Annotated in this window: 15 protein-coding genes; 9 read left to right on the top strand and 6 right to left on the bottom strand. The window is 37.8% G+C overall.

What is annotated here, in order from left to right; translation table 11 throughout:
• Window position 1: 1 nt before the first annotated feature.
• Both ACPF7I_RS14340 and ACPF7I_RS14335 read right to left on the bottom strand, forming a co-directional pair.
• On the bottom strand, window positions 2-1,471 hold the full coding sequence (locus ACPF7I_RS14340) for a spore germination protein (protein WP_430745539.1): 1,470 nt from the start codon (window positions 1,469-1,471) through the stop codon (window positions 2-4).
• Complete coding sequence (locus tag ACPF7I_RS14335; RefSeq protein ID WP_430745540.1) at window positions 1,468-2,982, bottom strand: FAD-dependent oxidoreductase; 1,515 nt, start codon at window positions 2,980-2,982, stop codon at window positions 1,468-1,470. Before ACPF7I_RS14335 ends, ACPF7I_RS14340 begins: the two co-directional genes overlap by 4 nt.
• 140 nt (window positions 2,983-3,122) lie before the next feature.
• Here ACPF7I_RS14335 and ACPF7I_RS14330 point away from each other — a divergent pair, with 140 nt between their 5' ends.
• The 6 genes from ACPF7I_RS14330 (at window position 3,123) to ACPF7I_RS14305 (ending at window position 11,018) form a co-directional block, all read left to right on the top strand.
• Window positions 3,123-4,415, top strand: coding sequence for a transcriptional regulator (locus ACPF7I_RS14330; RefSeq protein ID WP_430745541.1), 1,293 nt, complete (start codon window positions 3,123-3,125; stop codon window positions 4,413-4,415).
• A 90-nt stretch (window positions 4,416-4,505) separates the two neighbouring features.
• Window positions 4,506-4,733 (top strand): hypothetical protein, encoded by a 228-nt coding sequence (locus ACPF7I_RS14325; protein WP_219985470.1) that lies wholly within the window; start codon window positions 4,506-4,508, stop codon window positions 4,731-4,733.
• Between the two features lie 176 nt (window positions 4,734-4,909).
• Window positions 4,910-7,513 (top strand): bifunctional acetaldehyde-CoA/alcohol dehydrogenase, encoded by a 2,604-nt coding sequence (adhE, locus tag ACPF7I_RS14320; RefSeq protein WP_430745542.1) that lies wholly within the window; start codon window positions 4,910-4,912, stop codon window positions 7,511-7,513.
• 367 nt (window positions 7,514-7,880) lie between these two features.
• A complete protein-coding gene (locus ACPF7I_RS14315) occupies window positions 7,881-8,090 on the top strand; it encodes a hypothetical protein (protein ID WP_430745543.1) in 210 nt (69 codons plus the stop codon).
• A gap of 54 nt (window positions 8,091-8,144) precedes the next feature.
• Entirely contained in the window at window positions 8,145-8,918 is a 774-nt protein-coding gene (locus ACPF7I_RS14310; protein WP_430745544.1) for an ABC transporter permease, read from the top strand.
• A gap of 1,461 nt (window positions 8,919-10,379) precedes the next feature.
• On the top strand, window positions 10,380-11,018 hold the full coding sequence (locus tag ACPF7I_RS14305) for an ATP-binding cassette domain-containing protein (protein ID WP_430745547.1): 639 nt from the start codon (window positions 10,380-10,382) through the stop codon (window positions 11,016-11,018).
• A gap of 42 nt (window positions 11,019-11,060) precedes the next feature.
• On the opposite strand, the gene ACPF7I_RS14300 is transcribed toward ACPF7I_RS14305, so the two are convergent.
• From ACPF7I_RS14300 to ACPF7I_RS14285, 4 genes are all read right to left on the bottom strand, one after another.
• Complete coding sequence (locus ACPF7I_RS14300; protein ID WP_430745549.1) at window positions 11,061-11,663, bottom strand: response regulator transcription factor; 603 nt, start codon at window positions 11,661-11,663, stop codon at window positions 11,061-11,063.
• A complete protein-coding gene (locus tag ACPF7I_RS14295; RefSeq protein ID WP_430745551.1) occupies window positions 11,638-13,137 on the bottom strand; it encodes a sensor histidine kinase in 1,500 nt (499 codons plus the stop codon). Before ACPF7I_RS14295 ends, ACPF7I_RS14300 begins: the two co-directional genes overlap by 26 nt.
• 85 nt (window positions 13,138-13,222) lie before the next feature.
• Window positions 13,223-14,161 (bottom strand): polyprenyl synthetase family protein, encoded by a 939-nt coding sequence (locus ACPF7I_RS14290; protein WP_430745553.1) that lies wholly within the window; start codon window positions 14,159-14,161, stop codon window positions 13,223-13,225.
• Window positions 14,152-14,322, bottom strand: a complete 171-nt coding sequence (locus ACPF7I_RS14285) for a hypothetical protein (protein WP_003397145.1) — start codon at window positions 14,320-14,322, stop codon at window positions 14,152-14,154. The genes ACPF7I_RS14290 and ACPF7I_RS14285 overlap by 10 nt, the downstream gene beginning before the upstream one ends.
• Before the next feature lie 195 nt (window positions 14,323-14,517).
• On the opposite strand from ACPF7I_RS14285, the gene ACPF7I_RS14280 reads away from it, so the two are divergent.
• The 3 genes from ACPF7I_RS14280 to ACPF7I_RS14270 all read left to right on the top strand — a co-directional run bounded on the left by ACPF7I_RS14280 (window position 14,518) and on the right by ACPF7I_RS14270 (window position 17,429).
• A complete protein-coding gene (locus tag ACPF7I_RS14280) occupies window positions 14,518-14,904 on the top strand; it encodes a hypothetical protein (RefSeq protein ID WP_430746018.1) in 387 nt (128 codons plus the stop codon).
• Between the two features lie 90 nt (window positions 14,905-14,994).
• Entirely contained in the window at window positions 14,995-16,113 is a 1,119-nt protein-coding gene (locus ACPF7I_RS14275) for an ABC transporter permease (protein WP_430745554.1), read from the top strand.
• A 65-nt stretch (window positions 16,114-16,178) separates the two neighbouring features.
• Window positions 16,179-17,429 (top strand): ABC transporter permease, encoded by a 1,251-nt coding sequence (locus ACPF7I_RS14270; protein ID WP_430745555.1) that lies wholly within the window; start codon window positions 16,179-16,181, stop codon window positions 17,427-17,429.
• Window position 17,430: the final 1 nt, after the last annotated feature.

The raw sequence follows: 17,430 nt of genomic DNA, 5'->3' as shown, positions 1-17,430 counted from the left end.
CTTATTTGCGAATTTTTTTTTGTCTTGTTAGCTGTGTTGGTCGAGCCGATAACGGACGCGTGCGCATCATCCAGAGCGGGAAGCGCAATATGGTATCTTTCCAGTCGCGCAGTCGTGCGGGGGCAAACGGACTTCCCGCAGGTGTGCCAAGCGACTCCAATGAAATGAGATGCCCGATGATAACCATAAATCCGATCACCATTCCGACTAAACCGAATAAAGAAGCAGCGATCATCATCGGAAAGCGCAATAAGCGAATCGATTCGGACATATCAGGATTTGGAATAATAAATGAAGCAATCGCTGTGAGCGACACGATGACGACCATAATGTTGCTGACGATGCCAGCTTCAACGGCTGCTTGTCCGATGACGACTCCGCCGACGATGCCGACCGTTTGCCCGATTGGCGCAGGTAAACGTAACCCTGCTTCACGCAACATTTCGATCGCAAGTTCCATTAAAATCGCCTCAAGAATCGGAGGAAGAGGAACCCGTTCACGCGATTCGCCGACCGTTAACAATAAATTGAGCGGAATAATTTCGTAATGAAACGAAAGAGCCGCGATGTAAGCCGACGGTAAAAAAATCGCCATAAAAAAGGCAAGTAACCGCAAAAGTCGTAAAAACGAGGCGATCATCCAACGCGTACTATAGTCATCAACCGTTTGGAAGAAGGTAATAAACGTCATCGGTCCGATCATGACGCTAGGCGAGCGATCAACGACAATGACGATGCGTCCTTGTAGTAGATTGCTTACTGCTGCATCCGGCCGTTCCGTCAATAAAAATTGCGGAAATGGCGAAAACGGATTATCTTCAATCAGTTGCATAAGTTCACCTGTATTAACGATCGTATCGACGTCGATTTGCTCGATGCGATCTTTCAGCTCTTGTAGTACTTCGGGGTGAGCAACATCTTCTAAATATAAAATAGAAACAGGCGTATGACCGCGTCTGCCAACCGTCGTCTCTTCAATTTTTAATTGTTGATGCGGCAAATAACGTCGAATGAGCGCAATATTTTTTTCGCACGTTTCAATAAACCCTTGGTGCGATCCTTTCAGCGACGATTCAATTTGCGGTTCAGCGATCGCTCGTTGCGGCCATCCTTGCGTATCTAACAGCAATACGTGGTCATCGCCGTCGAGCAATAGCGCAGTTTCTCCTTGGAACACATGTTGAATGACATGTTCCCATTTTGTCGTATATGATTTTGAGCCGATTGGCAGTTGAATATCTGTAATTGTTTCGATTTGTTTCGTTTCAAACAAAAGCGGATCAATAATGTTATTGTTAATCGAGTTTTTATCAACGAGCGTATTGAGATAAATAAGCAACGCTCGCCTTTTTCGTTCCCCGATAAGTAGATGACAATATATGAGATCAGGCGTTTTTGTAAAATAATCACGCAACGTTTGTTCGTTCATATCGAGCGAGTGCGTGACGGTTTGTTGTATTCCGTTCATCATTCATCCCCTTTAAGCTGTTGAAGTGGTTCGATAGCTGGTCCTTCTAGCACTTTTCCAGTAAAACAGAAGCGTGAACCGTGGCACGGGCAGTCCCATGATCTTTCACTATTGTTCCACTCAAGTTCGCAACCCATATGCGTACACGTTGTATCGACGACATACAGTGTGCCTTGTTCATCGCGATAGGCACCTGCCCGTTTTCCGTCCACATTGACCACTGCCCCTTCCCCTTTCGATATGTCGCGCGGGGTACGAAGAGCATATTCGAGCTTTCCAGTTAAAAAATGTTTAGCGACATCGATGCCTTCTGTCAACAAACTGTTTAATGACGGGTCAGCGACAAATCGCGACGGAGTAAATAAATGCGCGTAACGATTTTCTTTTTGTAACGCTAAATCTGTCAAAAGACGAGCAGCGACCATACTTGTCGTCATCCCCCATTTTCGATATCCTGTCGCAACAAGAATGTGAGGGAGACTTTTGCGAATTGGACCGATGTATGGAAGATTGTCTAGCGTGACGAGATCTTGTGCCGACCAACGATATAGCACATGTGACAAACCAAACATATGTTCACTAAATGCTTGTAACGCTTCATAGTGTTGAATCATGTTGATCCCTTGTCCGACTTTATGCGATTCACCACCGATTAGAAGAAGTGGCTTTCCATCCATCGTCGTGCAGCGAAGAGATCGCTTTGGTTCATTTGCGCTTAAATACATGCCTTGCAATCGTTCGTCAACTTCGACTGCAATGACGTATGACCGTTCGGCATGTAAGCGAGCAAAATAAAAAGAAGGATCAAAAAATGGGAAATGAGTACAAATGATGATCGTATCGCACGTCACGGTAGCTCCGTTTTTCATTTTCACGATGGGCTGCGTTGTCGGTTCAATATCGACCGCGACGGTTTGTTCATAAAACGATGCCCCATGTTTTGCCGCAAGCTCGATCAATGTTTTTACATAGTGGAGCGGATGAAATTGTGCTTGATTGCGCATCATGACTGCACCTTGGATGGAGAATGGAAGCGACAGTTGATTGACATATGCCCCGTCGATGCCGAGCGTTTCATACGCTTTCCATTCCGCCTCAAGCTTATATAATTGCGTTTCTTCAGTCGTATACACGTATGCGTCTTCTACCGATAAGTCGCAATGAATATCATGTTCTTTTATGATGTGCAAAATCGATTGCAACGCTTCTTTATTTGCTTCGTAATATTGACGAGCACTATCTTCGCCAAAGTGGGCTATCAGTTCATGATAAATGAGATCATGCTGGGCAGTCATTTTTGCAGTCGTATGCCCTGTTGTGCTGTGACATAGCCGATCTGCTTCGATGACGGTGACACGCACTCCTTGTTTAGCGAGCAAATAAGCAGTCGTAACGCCTGTTATCCCCCCTCCAATAATCGCCACATCCGTTCTAATCGGTTGCATAAGAGGTGGAAAAGACGGAATCGTTGTTGTTTGTAGCCAATACGATTGTGATAACTTTGGTAGAGACATGTTTTTGTTCCTCCATAACCATGTTTTTCTTAATTTTCCCCAAATCGAAAAGTTTATGATGAACATTTGTAAAGATGATAAAATGGAAATAGACGAGTATAGAAACGTTTTTATAACATAACGTAAGAGGGAGATCGAAAGTGAATAAAGATGCAAACATTCGTTTACAAGATAACGTGGTGTTAGAACATTACGGGCTTAATGAATTGCATTTAGAATCTGTTCGTCATTATCGCGAACAATTTGCGAAAGCAAAGCCAAACCATCCATGGAACGGATTAGAAACGAAAGATTTTTTATATAAAATTGGGGCGTGGGGAAAAATACGAGATACAAACAAAGAAGGGCTCACATTAGCAGGGCTACTTATGTTCAGCGAAGAGCGAATGATTACAGAAGTGTTACCACAATACTTTTTGGAATATCGTGAGCATGACGACAATGATATGCATTGGACAAATCGTTTCACCTCACAAGACGGAACATGGTCGGGAAATATTTATGATTTTTATTTCAAAGTGATGAACGAACTAAAAGACGTATCTGAATTCGAAAAAGAAGCTGTGCATGAAGCACTCATCAACGCGATTGTCCATGCCGATTACAACGGTGATGGAGGTATTGTTGCTGAACGGCAGCGATCATATATACAATTTTCTAATCCTGGGCTTTTCGGCATTCCTTTAGAACAAGCATATAGCGGTGGGATTAGCCATTTGCGCAATCCGAATATGTTTAAAATGTTTATTTACATTCAGTTTTGTAAACGTGCTGGAGTCGGTTTAAAAACGATAGAGACGATTTGCTTACAACAACTTGCTGTCGAGCAATATGATTTTCAAAAACGAACGGTCGTTACATTGCCTATTGTGTCCGTTCCAGAAAGACACGAACGAATAGATGGGATTGGGACAGTAAGTGATTGGGCGGATGATGTGATATTATTGGACTCCATAAATAAAGATGACAACTTCTATAATATTGAACAAAACTCCTTTAATAACGAGATTAAGTCCGTAAATAAAGATGAAAACTCCTTAAATAGCGGAATGGACTCCGTGAATAAAGAGCTTAACTCTGTAAATAATAAGCATGACTCCATAAATAAAGATGAAAGCTCCATAAATATGTCTTTTGACTCCGTAAATAAATCGGATGGGGAAGAAGAAATAAATGTCGATCAGGAGCTATGGAACATTGCTGAAATTGCACGTAAGAAAAAAAGGCTTGCACCGGCTAAAATGGAAGAAATCATTTTGCAACTATGCGCTCATCGACCGTTAATGTTAAAACAAATCGCGTATTTACTAGATCGGACGCCAGACGGTTTACGAAACAATTATTTAGGAAAGTTATTAGCAGAAGGAAAAATGCGCTTAAAGTATCCAGACCAACCAAATCATCCGAAACAAGCATATATAACGAATAAGTAATATTCATTATTTGTTCAATATTTCACAATATAAAAATAAAAAAATAATGTTACAATAATGGTAACAACAGAAAAGTTGAGGTGACAAAAGATGCTTATATGCGAATGGAGAGACTTTTCGACAGATGCCGAAACATACACATTGGAATTATTCGAAGAGATGATTGGCGATGAATTTGAAGCGATGATGTTTGAAGATAACCAAGATATTCCTTCTTATATATGGACGGTTAACTACGTCGTGATCGTTAAACGGAATACGCGCATGTACAACGATATTTCGTTTACAAAGATTCCACGCAATCCCGTATGTGAATAGCTGCTTCTTTTCCAAGAAGCAGTTTTCTTACAAAATACATTTGCTCAATATTTCACAAATATGACACACACAAACGAAATGTAATTCATTATAATAAAAATGTGAAAACAATCACATTTTTATTTTTCGATTAATTTGTGAATTTTTTCACAAGAATAATTATGGGAGGGGCTTATATGGCTGTGGAGGAGAAAGTATTGGACCAAAAGAAAGAAGTTACGAAAATGATTGATACGCTCGTTGCTAATGCTCAGAAAGCGTTAAAAGCGTTTCGCGATTACGATCAAGAAACAATTGATCATATTGTTAAACAAATGGCGTTAGCTGGGCTTGATAAACATATGTATTTAGCGAAACTAGCCATTGAAGAAACAAAGCGCGGCGTGTATGAAGATAAAATTATTAAAAACATTTTTGCGACAGAATATATTTACCATAACATTAAATACGATAAAACGGTTGGCGTCATCCGAGAAAATGAACAAGAAGGCATCATTGAAATTGCCGAGCCTGTTGGGGTGATCGCTGGGGTCACACCGGTAACAAACCCAACGTCAACAACAATGTTTAAAGCGCTCATTTCTATTAAAACGCGCAATCCAATCATTTTTGCGTTCCACCCATCTGCGCAAACATGTAGCAGTGAAGCGGCACGCATTTTACGGGATGCAGCGATTGCAGCAGGTGCGCCAGAGCATTGTATTCAATGGATCGAAACTCCTTCTGTCGAAGCGACGCAACAATTGATGCATCATCCTGGTGTTTCGCTTATTCTTGCGACAGGTGGAGCAGGCATGGTGAAAGCGGCATATAGCTCAGGAAAGCCAGCGTTAGGGGTTGGGCCTGGTAACGTACCTTGCTATATTGAGAAAACAGCAAATATTAAACGTGCGGTGAACGATCTTATTCTTTCTAAAACGTTTGATAACGGCATGATTTGTGCATCTGAACAAGCGGTCATTATTGATAAAGAAATTTATGATGCCGTAAAAAACGAAATGATCGCAAACAAATGTTATTTCTTAAATGAAGAAGAAAAGAAAAAAGTTGAAAAGCTTGTCATTAATGAAAATACGTGCGCAGTCAATGCGAATATCGTCGGTAAACCAGCATATGAAATCGCAAAAATGGCAGGCGTCGATGTGCCAGCTGATACAAAAATTCTCGTGGCAGAACTAAAAAGCGTCGGTCCACAAGAGCCGCTTTCTCGTGAAAAATTAAGCCCGGTATTGGCGTGTTATAAGGTGAATAGTACAGAAGAAGGATTAAAACGAGCAGAAGAAATGCTTGAATTTGGTGGACTTGGCCACTCCGCTGTCATTCATTCGGAAAATCAAGACGTCATTCTTGAATTCGGTAAGCGAATGAAAGCGGGACGAATTATTTCGAACGCCCCATCTTCACAAGGAGCGATCGGCGATATTTACAACGCATACATCCCATCGTTGACGCTCGGCTGTGGTACGTTCGGTGGCAACTCTGTTTCGACAAACGTCGGTGCGACACATTTAATTAACATTAAAAAATTAGCGAGAAGGAATGTAAACATGCAATGGTTTAAAGTTCCGCCGAAAATTTATTTCGAAAAATACGCGACACAATATTTAGCGAAAATGCCAAACATCTCACGCGCCTTTATCGTTACAGATCCGGGCATGGTGAAGCTTGGCTATGTGGATAAAGTGTTGTACTATTTGCGCAAACGTCCAGATTATGTGCATTGTGAAATTTTCTCAGAAGTTGAACCAGATCCATCAATTGAAACAGTGATGAAAGGTGCCGACATGATGCATGCGTTCCAGCCAGACGTCATCATCGCGCTCGGCGGTGGTTCGGCGATGGACGCAGCGAAAGCGATGTGGTTGTTCTATGAACATCCAAATACCGACTTCAATGGCTTAAAACAAAAGTTTTTAGATATTCGTAAACGCGTATTTAAATATCCGAAGCTTGGTCAAAAAGCGCAGTTTGTCGCTATTCCGACAACGTCCGGTACCGGCTCAGAAGTCACATCATTTGCGGTTATTACAGATAAGAAAAATAATGTGAAATATCCGCTTGCTGATTATGAGTTAACACCGGATGTCGCCATCGTTGACCCACAATTTGTGATGACGATGCCAAAACATATTACAGCGGATACAGGTATGGACGTATTGACGCATGCGATTGAAGCGTACGTATCGAACATGGCGAACGACTACACAGACGGATTAGCACTAAAAGCCATTCAACTTGTGTTCGAATACTTGCCACGCGCATACAAAAATGGAAACGATGAAGTCGCGCGCGAAAAAATGCATAACGCGTCAACGATTGCGGGTATGGCATTTGCGAACGCATTTTTAGGCATTAACCATAGCTTAGCGCATAAACTTGGGGCAGAATTCCATATCCCACACGGACGGGCGAATACGATTTTAATGCCGCATGTCATTCGTTACAATGCACAAAAACCGAAGAAGTTTACCGCATTTCCGAAGTATGAACATTTCGTAGCTGACGAACGTTATGCTCAAATTGCGCGCTTGCTCGGCTTGCCAGCAAAAACGACAGAAGAAGGTGTCGAAAGCCTTGTTCAAGCAATCATTAAGTTGGCAAAAGAACTCGATATGCCGCTAAGCATTGCAGCTACAGGTGTGAAAAAAGAAGAGTTTGAAAGCAAAGTTGAACAACTCGCTGAATTAGCGTTTGAAGATCAATGTACAACAGCTAATCCAAAATTGCCATTAGTGAGCGACCTCGCTTACATTTATCGCCAAGCGTATAAGGGAGTTTAGTAGCTAAAAACGTTTTTTCAGTATGAATAACAAGGGGTGTTCCGTTACTTTTGGAACGCTCCTTTTTCATATCTTGAATTTATAACCTTTCATAAGGAATATTGCGGAAAATACGGATATACATGTTTTCTTTTTTTTTTATAATTAGTAGTGAAACGATCGGTGACGTACAAAATTAGGGGAAGAAGGAGCGATAGAATTGAAAAAGAAAATGTTTGCTATTGTATTTTCGATGGCGTTAATTTCTATGGGGGTCGTAGCTTAGGCTGGAACAAACTACGAGGGGTATGACGTTATTGTTCCGAAATTTAATGGAAATGCATTTACTCCACAACAAGAAAAATCTAAAAGCGGGGAATCGGTAGATTTGAAAGTGTCTACCTTAGGAAAAGCGATTGATGCAAGAGCTCATTCATATGATGGTGGAACAGGTAGCTGGGTGCGGGTAGCTACCGTTGGTGGACCATTTAAACTACCTAATTCGATAAAAAAAGGTGCAAGTACGAGAGTGGAGTTTAGTACAGATTTCAATGAGGTTGTTGATGTACGAGTGAAAGGGGAATGGCGTAGCAACTAAAAACAGGGAAAATTATTTCCCTGCTTTCCATCGAAGAGAGGGAGGAGGATTGTTTTGCAAGAACAAGTACGTGTTGAGTTGAAACGAATGTTAAATAAAAGAAATATTATCATATGGACTTCCGTTGTACTTTTTCCTATCGCGTATTTTTTCGTGATTAAAGATCAATATGTTTTTTACAGATATATTGAGATATTTTTACGTTTATATTCTGGAGGTATTTCTCTTTTCTTTCCAATTTTAATGGTTTTGCTCTATGCTGTGCATTTTTTGGATGAAAAGAAAAATCGATTTCTGCTTTATGCACAAGCAAGGGTATCTCTTTCACATTATTTTTTTAGTAAAATAATAGCAAATGCAATTGCTTCATTTGTAATATCTTTTCTAATGATGTTTATTCCTTTCATTTTTTGTATGTATATCGTACCAAAGCTTGAATTAGTCAGTTTATATGAATATTTAAACAATCCGATTCCATATACGACATTTGAACAACTTCTATCGCTTGGAACTTTGTCTTATGGTTTAATTTATGCAACATGGGTTGGTTTGAATGGAATGTTGTATGCCACTTTCGGATTAGTTTTAATGATGCTTATGGATAAAATGCTCGTTGCGTTTTTTACCCCATTTATCTATTATTTGCTAGGCACCTTTTTTGCTCAAATTGTAGGATTGGATCAATTTGCTCCAGATGTATCCATTTTTCCTTTTCGGATTTTTCAACAACCAATGTGGACGGTGCTCGTTCCATTTTTCTTATTAACGTTTATTGTTTCTGCTTTAGTTGCATGTGTAAAGGGAAGAGTGGATGAAATGTATGTTTAGGATTTTTCGTAGCAAGCTGGATTACTTCAAGTGGGGTGTCGTAGCGTGCATCATTTATCTTTATAGTTTAAGAAGTAAGGAATACATTTTTTTCCTAAGTTATACAGGTAAGAAAGAAGTGAATATGTGGGATTTCATCATATCTTATTTCGGGAATCCGTATCTCGTTACATATTTCATCTTTCCATTTCTTTGCTTCTACTCTGTTTTTTATATTGTTTCTTACTATGAATATGTTGTACTCATAAGACTAGGCTCTTTAAATAGATGGGTTTATCAAACAACGATTCGCTTTTTAGAAATACTTACAACAACTATTTTCATATGGTCGTGCGTCAGTCTGATCTTATTAAAAGGGGTTTCATTCTCTAGTTCTTGGAGCACTTTGAGTAAAGATTATATGCTGCTTACTGAAACCCAGACAATACAGAAGTTTATTCACGATCCGTTCGTTGCGTTTTTGTGGCAAATTTTATTGCTCTCTTGCTTTTTTATTTGTTTGCATATTATTTTTTGTTTTTTCTATTTACTTATTCAACGAGTTCGAGTGCTTATTGTCTTTGTGTTTTCCATATGGGTGTATACCATTGTGTCTTTTAAGCGTTTTCCAAATCACCTTGGAGAATTCAAGATATCTAGTTATTTTTCTCTTACACAAACTTTAGAAACATTTCATCATCAGGCATTTCCACTTTTTGTATTCTTTTTTATTGCATGTGTATTGGTTGCATTGTGGAACAGGAGAAGGATCATGGGGTTTTTCAGCCAATACAAACACATGGTGTTGTTCTTGTTGACAGTTTTTGTAGTGATGTGGGTACAACAATCGAAAAATATGAAAACGTCAATGGACTTTTTTGGAGTTGTTTTTTTAGGCACAACAAAACATTTCCGCCTCTTGCCTCTTTTAACATATATGATTATTTACGTAGGATTTGTTTATATTGTAAATGTATGTTGGGAAAAAGAAAAAAAGAACATGGTTTATTACGAGCTCATACGGTATAGATCAGCTCATAAGTGGCTAAAGAAAGAGATTTTAATGATGACATGGCTTGCTTGGCTTTATCTCGTGTTTCTTTTTTTTGTATCACTCGCGATTTCGCTATTAAAGGGGCTGTCGTTTCGTTTTTTCACTTCATTTCAACAAGACATTTCATTATTTTCTTTGTTGTACCACTTTTTTATTAATGGTTATTTACAAATAGTTGTGTATGTGTTGTTCGTCATGCTTTTTAATTTTTTGACCCGAAATCGCTTTTATGGTATAGCGTTGCTCGTTATCATAACGGGATGTTCCACTTCACCGTTCATTCCATTTAAGCTAAATAGCTTAATGTATGTTTTTGAAGGAAGATCCGTTTATTTGATTAGCCTTGTTTTGATTTTATGGTTGACGGGAATAGTAATGAGTATGTCCCTTCTTTTGCGAAGAAAAATGTTTTAGAGAAGGTGATCAACATGGTGCATATTGAACTGCGAGATGTATGCAAATCTTTTAAAGGAGTTCTTGTCTTTCAACATGTGAACGTTATGATTGAAAAAGGAAAAACATATGGAATTACGGGTCCAAATGGTTCAGGGAAGTCAGTGTTTTTTAAGCTCATATGTGGTTTTTTAAAACCTGATGTTGGAATTGTTCGTGTAGATGGAAAAGAAATTGGTTTAAACAACCGCTTTCCAGATCAATTTGGAATTATTATTGAGCGCCCAGGATATATAGCAAATAAAACAGAATTCCAAAATTTGAAAGAATTAGCCTTAATTAAAAATCAAATTGATGACCAAAAGATTCGGAAAACAATGGAACGAGTTGGACTTGATCCAGATGCAAAGCAAAAAGTGAAACACTATTCATTAGGAATGAAACAAAAATTAGCGTTAGCACAAGCGATCATGGAAGATCAACAAACGTTAATTTTAGATGAACCATTTAACGCATTAGATCGTACGAGTGTGGACAATATACGTCAGATGCTTCTTTCATTTAAGACGGAAGGGAAAACGATGCTTATAACGAGCCATAATCAAGAAGATATAGATATTCTCTGTGACCATGTGTTTGAAATTAATCAATATACGCTACAGCAGATCAAATGAAAAGCATGGGAAATGCTTGCCCATGCTTTTTATGTTTTACATTTAAGGTTCAATGATTCCTTCTTTCATTGCTTTCACTACCGCTCCAACTCGAGAATCAACTCGCAGTTTCTTTATGATGGTAGAAACATGATGTTCTACTGTTCGGCGGCTTATATTTAATGAATGACTAATATTCTCGTTTGTTTTATCTTGAGCAATTAATTTTAGAATGACAAGTTCCATTTTCGTTAGAGAAATGTTTTCTTCTTCATCTACATCATTCGGAAAAAATGCGACCCCTTCATATGCTCGGCGTATTGCATTCGCTAACTGAAGGATAGACTCCTCTTTTACTACAAATGCAGATGCCCCAGCATGTTTCGCAGCTCTGATGTATTCGCTATAGTTATATCCAGATAAAATGACAATTTTGCAATTTGGATATAACATTTTCATCTTCTTTGTCCACTCTAATCCATTTCCATCTTTTAAACGAATATCCATTACGATCACATGAGGATTCAATGTTTCGACAGATTCTTGTAGCTGAGATAAATGTAAAACTGTTCCCACAACATACATATCTTCTTCTCTTTCAAGCAATTCTTTTAATCCTTCAATCATAAGCACATGATCATCAACTAGTAATACTTTTATCTTCATACTTTTCCACCTCCTCAAATGGAATCATTATAAAAATCCGTGTTCCGAGTTGCTGGTCGGAATATATGTCCCATCTTCCGCCTAACATATATAATTGTTTTTCAATGGAAGCTAATCCGAAGCGATGTTTTTCGATTATTTGAGATATATGTGTAGGGGCGGAAAATCCTTTTCCATCATCTTCAACAGAAATATGAAGCATCTCATCTTCTTCCCATAGTGAAATAATAATCAATGTAGCTTCTGCATGTTTAACAGCATTATAAGCGAGCTCGCGGATGATTCGATATAGAGTAACTTGTAAAGATAATGGAATAATTCTCATCCCTAAATCATAGTAAACTTCAACATCAAGATGGTGTTCGATTTTGATTTTGTTTCGCAGTCCATATAAGCTATTTTCTAAACCTAGATGTTCCACAAACATAGGGTATACGTTTTCGCACATCTCGCGTACTTTGTGAATTTTATCTCGTAGCATCTCATAAATTTGTTTGTCGTCGTTTTCATTTTTTCTCAGTTGAAATCTTTGGAAGATAACAATGAGCTCTTGTAATATTTCATCATGTAAAAACATAGCCAGCTTCCACTTTTCATATTCTTGAATAGAGTATGCATGTTTATTAGTTAAGCCTTTCGTTATTTGTTTTGTTTGGTATGTGAAATATTCTTGAACCATTTGGTATATAGTAATGAAAAATATAAAGAATGTATTTATGGATAATAAAGGTAAACTATAGTTTATTGTGAACAGTACAATATTACATATCAATAAACTTATACATAAAATGACGATTTTTCTCCCAATTTGCTTCGCGACGACACGCCAATCTGCAATTCCTTGTTTAGTTAATAAATATGAGAGAGTGAGAGGAAAGAAAATGATACTTACCATCGTATAATAAAAGGGGATGGATGGAAATTTAAACAAAATACTTGGGACGAAACTAAAAAGAATCATCGGAGCGAACGATAAACATAGACCCAAAATAAGCACATATAAATCATTTTTTACTTTTTTTGAGTTCGAACCGAGGTGGAACGCAATTAACACAACACATGTACAAACAGCCATAATGATGTTAAGCACAATAAATAATCGAGCAATGACTTTTATAGATGGCTCATTTGCTACTATATTTCCCCATGTATAAGTGACGAAACAAACGATGCCCGCCCACTTTGCAATAGAGGAGACAGCATGGAAGAATTTTGGTCTTCTTGAACTCGGAAAATATTTAAAAAATTCAAGAAGCACATAAGGTGCTAAGCAAACAGCTAGAGCTTCAACTATTTGAGCCACCTGTATTCCTCGGCTTGAAGGAATAGAAAATATCATTGCAATTGCGCTAACACACATTAAGGTAAGAAAGCGTTGTACAACAATAGATGTTGGTTTTTGGACATACGTATATTTACCAATTAACAGGAAGAAAAAGCCCACGAATAAAACGATATAATAGGGCTGTTTCATATATTGTTCATGTGACTCCACTAAAATGTATATAATAAGGGAAAACGAGAAAATCCAAATAAACGTAAAGTGTCTATTCATTTTATCACGAACTTTCTAAGTATGTTTTGAGCTCACGAATAGCTTCCTTTTTTGCGGGGAAGCAAATTTCGATTTGTTTTATTGCGCGCTTCATGTATAGATCAGAAAGAATGAAACAGTAATCCAATGCTCCTGTTTTTTGTATATAGTTTCTTATTGCATGGATGTGCAATGGGAAATTAGAACAATCTAACTTGTTCAATAGCCACCCATTATCGTGCATAAAACTGTACTCTAAAGCTTTAATGAGAGGCAGAGTGGCTTTTTTGCATATTAAGTCATTTTTTCCATCACATAAAATATCTTTTGCATCATTGCGCAGTTGTCCACTTATCCCGATATGTGTTGCAATTTCATGCCATTTATATGCCGCGGAACCAGCTCCTAACTGACAAACAAGCCTTGTTAGTGATGATGACTTTTGCGAGATCAGTTGAAAATACTGTTCTTCTGTAGGGACAGATGTGCCGATAGTAAAATGCAGATCTCTCCATTGTCCATTACATGCTTTTTTCAGTTCTTTTATCATTCGATCTATTTCTTCCCTTAAGTTCCGAGATGTGTATAAAGCGATCAAGTTTATAGCTTCGACAAATAACGTATTGGCGATTATGATCATTTCCCCTGTAGACATATATTCTTGCAAAGCATTATTTTTTTCTTCGTCCGCAATATCGTCAAACAAATCAGTTGCTACAATCAAAAATTCAATAGCAACCGCATACGGAATAACCATTTCAGTTTGTATGTGATTGTGAAACTTTGCGATATAAGTATAAAACTCCCCCCAGCAAAAACGTGTATGCTCGCGAAATAATTTTCCAGGGGAATGGAGTAAAAAAAGTATGCGTTCACGTATTTCTTTTTGGATGAGTGAACGTTCGTCCAAATGGCGTAGCATAAATGATTGAATTTCTTTTCTTCTAATACAAGTCAAAGCCACTGATCCCCTTTTTCTTTAGTTATCCCTTGATTGTTAAAATACTCTGTAAGTGAAAGAAACGCGTCAGAAGAAAGCTGTACTCTTGCGTTATCCCAGTCTTCTTGTGTAATAACTTTTTTCGTATATAGCTGCTGAATAACTGTCCATAAGTTCTTTTCCATCTCTTATCTTCCCCTCTTTTTATACAAAATTCTACTTTATAATGAAACATTTGTCATTTGTTTTGTTGAAAAATAGGTATTTTCCGCAACGAAATTTGCGGAAAATACGGATATGATAGGGTGTAAGTTTGTGATAGACTGAAAGCGAGCCGGCTCAGAAGAGAATATTTCGTAAGGGAGGATGTTGAATTGAGAATGGAGGCTAAGACTGCCCTTGCATCTTTAGGTCTTTGTACGGCTTTACTATCAGGTGCGCATGTATATGCTGAGGTTCAGAGCGGGATATTAGAATACAAAGGTTTGCAAGCAAATTATAAGTTGGATGTTGATTGGAATTTATTTGATAATGATAATGCAGTGGCAGATACAAAATTTGCAAATCCCAAGAGCGGTTACAAAGTAGCTGTGAGGTTAGAGATGTGGAAAAATAATAAGATGCAAGGATACAAATATCAAGAGGATAAGGAATGGGCTCAAGCAACTTACTCTTGGACAGGTGTAGATGTCTATCAAAGTCGCCATTCCATTAATGATACAGCTACGAACAAAGAGTTAGTTGTCCGTTCATTACGTGATGATTGATACCTTCTGTAAAGCGAAAATAAATAAGCCTAATGCTTATTTATTTTCGTTTCATTTTGATTTATCGTGTTTGTGGAAGGTGGTTTTTATATGTCCTTTCAATCTTTTAAGAGTCAATGGCGTGCTCATCCATTTACAACTGCCTTTGCCGTTTTAGGTTTAGTTATATCACTACTGATGATTTCAGTCGGTATTTCTAGCATAAATTATTCTCATTTGCTTCAACAACAGCTTGAACAGTATGCTCCGCCACATGCAACAAAGCTAATGGTGACATTTTCACATGAACCAACATGGAATGATCTTTTTCGATTGTTTGACAATATAGATCAGGAAACAGGGATTATATTAGAAGGTGTGGCTCTTTTGCATGATGGCATGCCTATCATGGTGACCCCGGAACACTTGAAGGAGTCTGTTGAGCCCCGTCTACCTATAAAGGAAGGACGTTATTTTACTGAGAAAGAAATAAGAACGGGAGAGAAAGTAGCTCTTATAGGATCGCAATGGAAAAAAGATACAACTGTCATCGGAAATGAGCGTTATATTGTTTTATCGGGCGAGCGATACAAGTGCATTGGAATAATTGGGATAAAAGGGGAAAATTCAAGATTATTAGATTCACAAGTTCTTATTCCAATGACGTCATTACCCCCGAGTGTTATTGGTAAATTATTAAGTCAGCAGCAAATGACATTGACACTCTATAATGCTAAAAAAGATACATACAAGGATGAAAAATTTATTCGTATGCAAGCAAAGAAGTTATTTCCACAAGCAAGCATTGATTCTTTTCCATACGAAGCACAGTTATCGTTCCGAATCGATATTGGTGATCGCCTAATGCTTATCGTTCTTATTTACTTACTTTCTTTAGTTAATGTTGTGAATTTATCGTTTTATTGGGTAGAAGAGAGAATATATGAAATTGGAATAAGGAAAGCGTTCGGATATACGAATCGCGACATCGTTTTTATGATTTTTAGTGAGATGGTTGTATTATGTAGTATTGCAGTTGTTTTGGGATATGGTTTGCAATGGATATTTCTGAACATATTTGAAAAATGGGTGGGATTTCCATTTCGTATTTCTTTGTTGCACTTTTCAGTCGCAATCGGATTTGTTTTTTGTTCATCACTAATTGCCATTATCGTCCCGGCTTTTCGTACTTTTCGTGTGCAACCTATTCGTGTCATATATAAAAAGTAGAGTTTGAGGAGATAAAAATGAAGTATATGCTACTCAATTTGAAAAGCATGTGGCAAAGGAAATGGATGATAGTGTTAATAATTGTCCAGCTTATTGTATCGTTTTGGATTATCAATCATGCATTGATTACAATTGAGACAATTCATTATCACCAAAAACAACTATTTTCAATTACGCATATGAAAGAAGAGACGACCGTTCGATTGTTTATTCCAGATGGTGATGATAGTCAATGGTTTGTAGATAGATTTCGTAAGCTTGAAAATTTTATAAAAACAATACCAAACGTAAAAGGATACGGATCCTTTGAAGAAACGACGATTAGCCCACAAAATTTTGCGAATAAAGAACAATACGTGCGAAAAAATGAACAATTGTATGCAAATACTCGTATGGAATCATATGCAGATAGTACAAAAATTATATATTTCGATTATGACATATATCATCTTTTTTCAACATTTCAGTTAATAGAAGGACGGGAACTAAGCAAAGAGGACTTTGAGAAAACAAACAAAGATGTGATTCCTATCCTGATAGGATATGACTATCGCGATGTATTTCACATTGGGGATCGGTTTCAAGCTTTAGCTGGTTTAGGAGAGAATGCGTTTTTTGTTACATACGAAGTCGTTGGGATATTGGAAAAAGGGGCGAAATGGTTATCCGCCAATGATTATCTTATTGATTATGCTAATGAGCTGGATCGTTTTTTTGTCGCTCCATATTTTCCTGAGGAAAGAGATGGAAGAGCAATGGATGTTGCGGTACGGCTAAACAATCTATTTTTGCAGCTATCCAATAAGAAGGATTTCCCATACGTTAAAAAAATAATTAAACAGAAAGGGAAAGAGCTTGGTATTTATCCGACAATAAAAACAATTTCCAATGAGATGGAAGATTACAAAAATAACACAAAACAAAGCGTACGATTTACTCTTACGGTAGGATTGTTTTTCGTTGCTGTTACGCTTATTGGGGTAATTTCTGTGACGATATCTTCTATCCAAGCACGTAAATACGATATTGGGGTTATGATGGTGACGGGAGCAAGTAAGCACGATATCGGGCGAATGGTTGTGATGGAATTATCTTTAATTGTGGTCACTTCAGCCATTATCGGTGTTATGCTAAGCTATTGGACAGAATGGAAAAATACATTTTTTGAACATAATATTCGATTACAAGCGTTCACCTGGTCGTTGTACGTGAAAATGATGGTTGTTTCATGTTTTATCATTTTAATATCTTCGTTGATTCCACTTTGGAGCGTAAATAAATTAGCATTGCGCAATTTGGTGGAAGGGGGGGGATAGG

The sequence above is a fragment of the Anoxybacillus dikiliensis genome (assembly GCF_050613275.1).
Classification (GTDB): Bacteria; Bacillota; Bacilli; order Bacillales; family Anoxybacillaceae; genus Anoxybacillus.
Note: the sequence above shows the minus strand (reverse complement) of the source record. Positions and strands in the feature narration are given on the sequence as shown.

What these genes read in the sequence shown, in the direction of transcription:
- ACPF7I_RS14340 (WP_430745539.1), bottom strand. Translation starts at nt 1,471, where the DNA reads ATGATGAACGGAATACAACAAACCGTCACGCACTCGCTCGATATGAAC.
- ACPF7I_RS14335 (WP_430745540.1), bottom strand. Translation starts at nt 2,982, where the DNA reads ATGTCTCTACCAAAGTTATCACAATCGTATTGGCTACAAACAACAACG.
- ACPF7I_RS14325 (WP_219985470.1), top strand. Translation starts at nt 4,506, where the DNA reads ATGCTTATATGCGAATGGAGAGACTTTTCGACAGATGCCGAAACATAC.
- adhE (WP_430745542.1), top strand. Translation starts at nt 4,910, where the DNA reads ATGGCTGTGGAGGAGAAAGTATTGGACCAAAAGAAAGAAGTTACGAAA.
- ACPF7I_RS14305 (WP_430745547.1), top strand. Translation starts at nt 10,380, where the DNA reads ATGGTGCATATTGAACTGCGAGATGTATGCAAATCTTTTAAAGGAGTT.
- ACPF7I_RS14300 (WP_430745549.1), bottom strand. Translation starts at nt 11,663, where the DNA reads ATGAAGATAAAAGTATTACTAGTTGATGATCATGTGCTTATGATTGAA.
- ACPF7I_RS14295 (WP_430745551.1), bottom strand. Translation starts at nt 13,137, where the DNA reads ATGAAACAGCCCTATTATATCGTTTTATTCGTGGGCTTTTTCTTCCTG.
- ACPF7I_RS14285 (WP_003397145.1), bottom strand. Translation starts at nt 14,322, where the DNA reads ATGGAAAAGAACTTATGGACAGTTATTCAGCAGCTATATACGAAAAAA.
- ACPF7I_RS14280 (WP_430746018.1), top strand. Translation starts at nt 14,518, where the DNA reads ATGGAGGCTAAGACTGCCCTTGCATCTTTAGGTCTTTGTACGGCTTTA.
- ACPF7I_RS14275 (WP_430745554.1), top strand. Translation starts at nt 14,995, where the DNA reads ATGTCCTTTCAATCTTTTAAGAGTCAATGGCGTGCTCATCCATTTACA.
- ACPF7I_RS14270 (WP_430745555.1), top strand. Translation starts at nt 16,179, where the DNA reads ATGATAGTGTTAATAATTGTCCAGCTTATTGTATCGTTTTGGATTATC.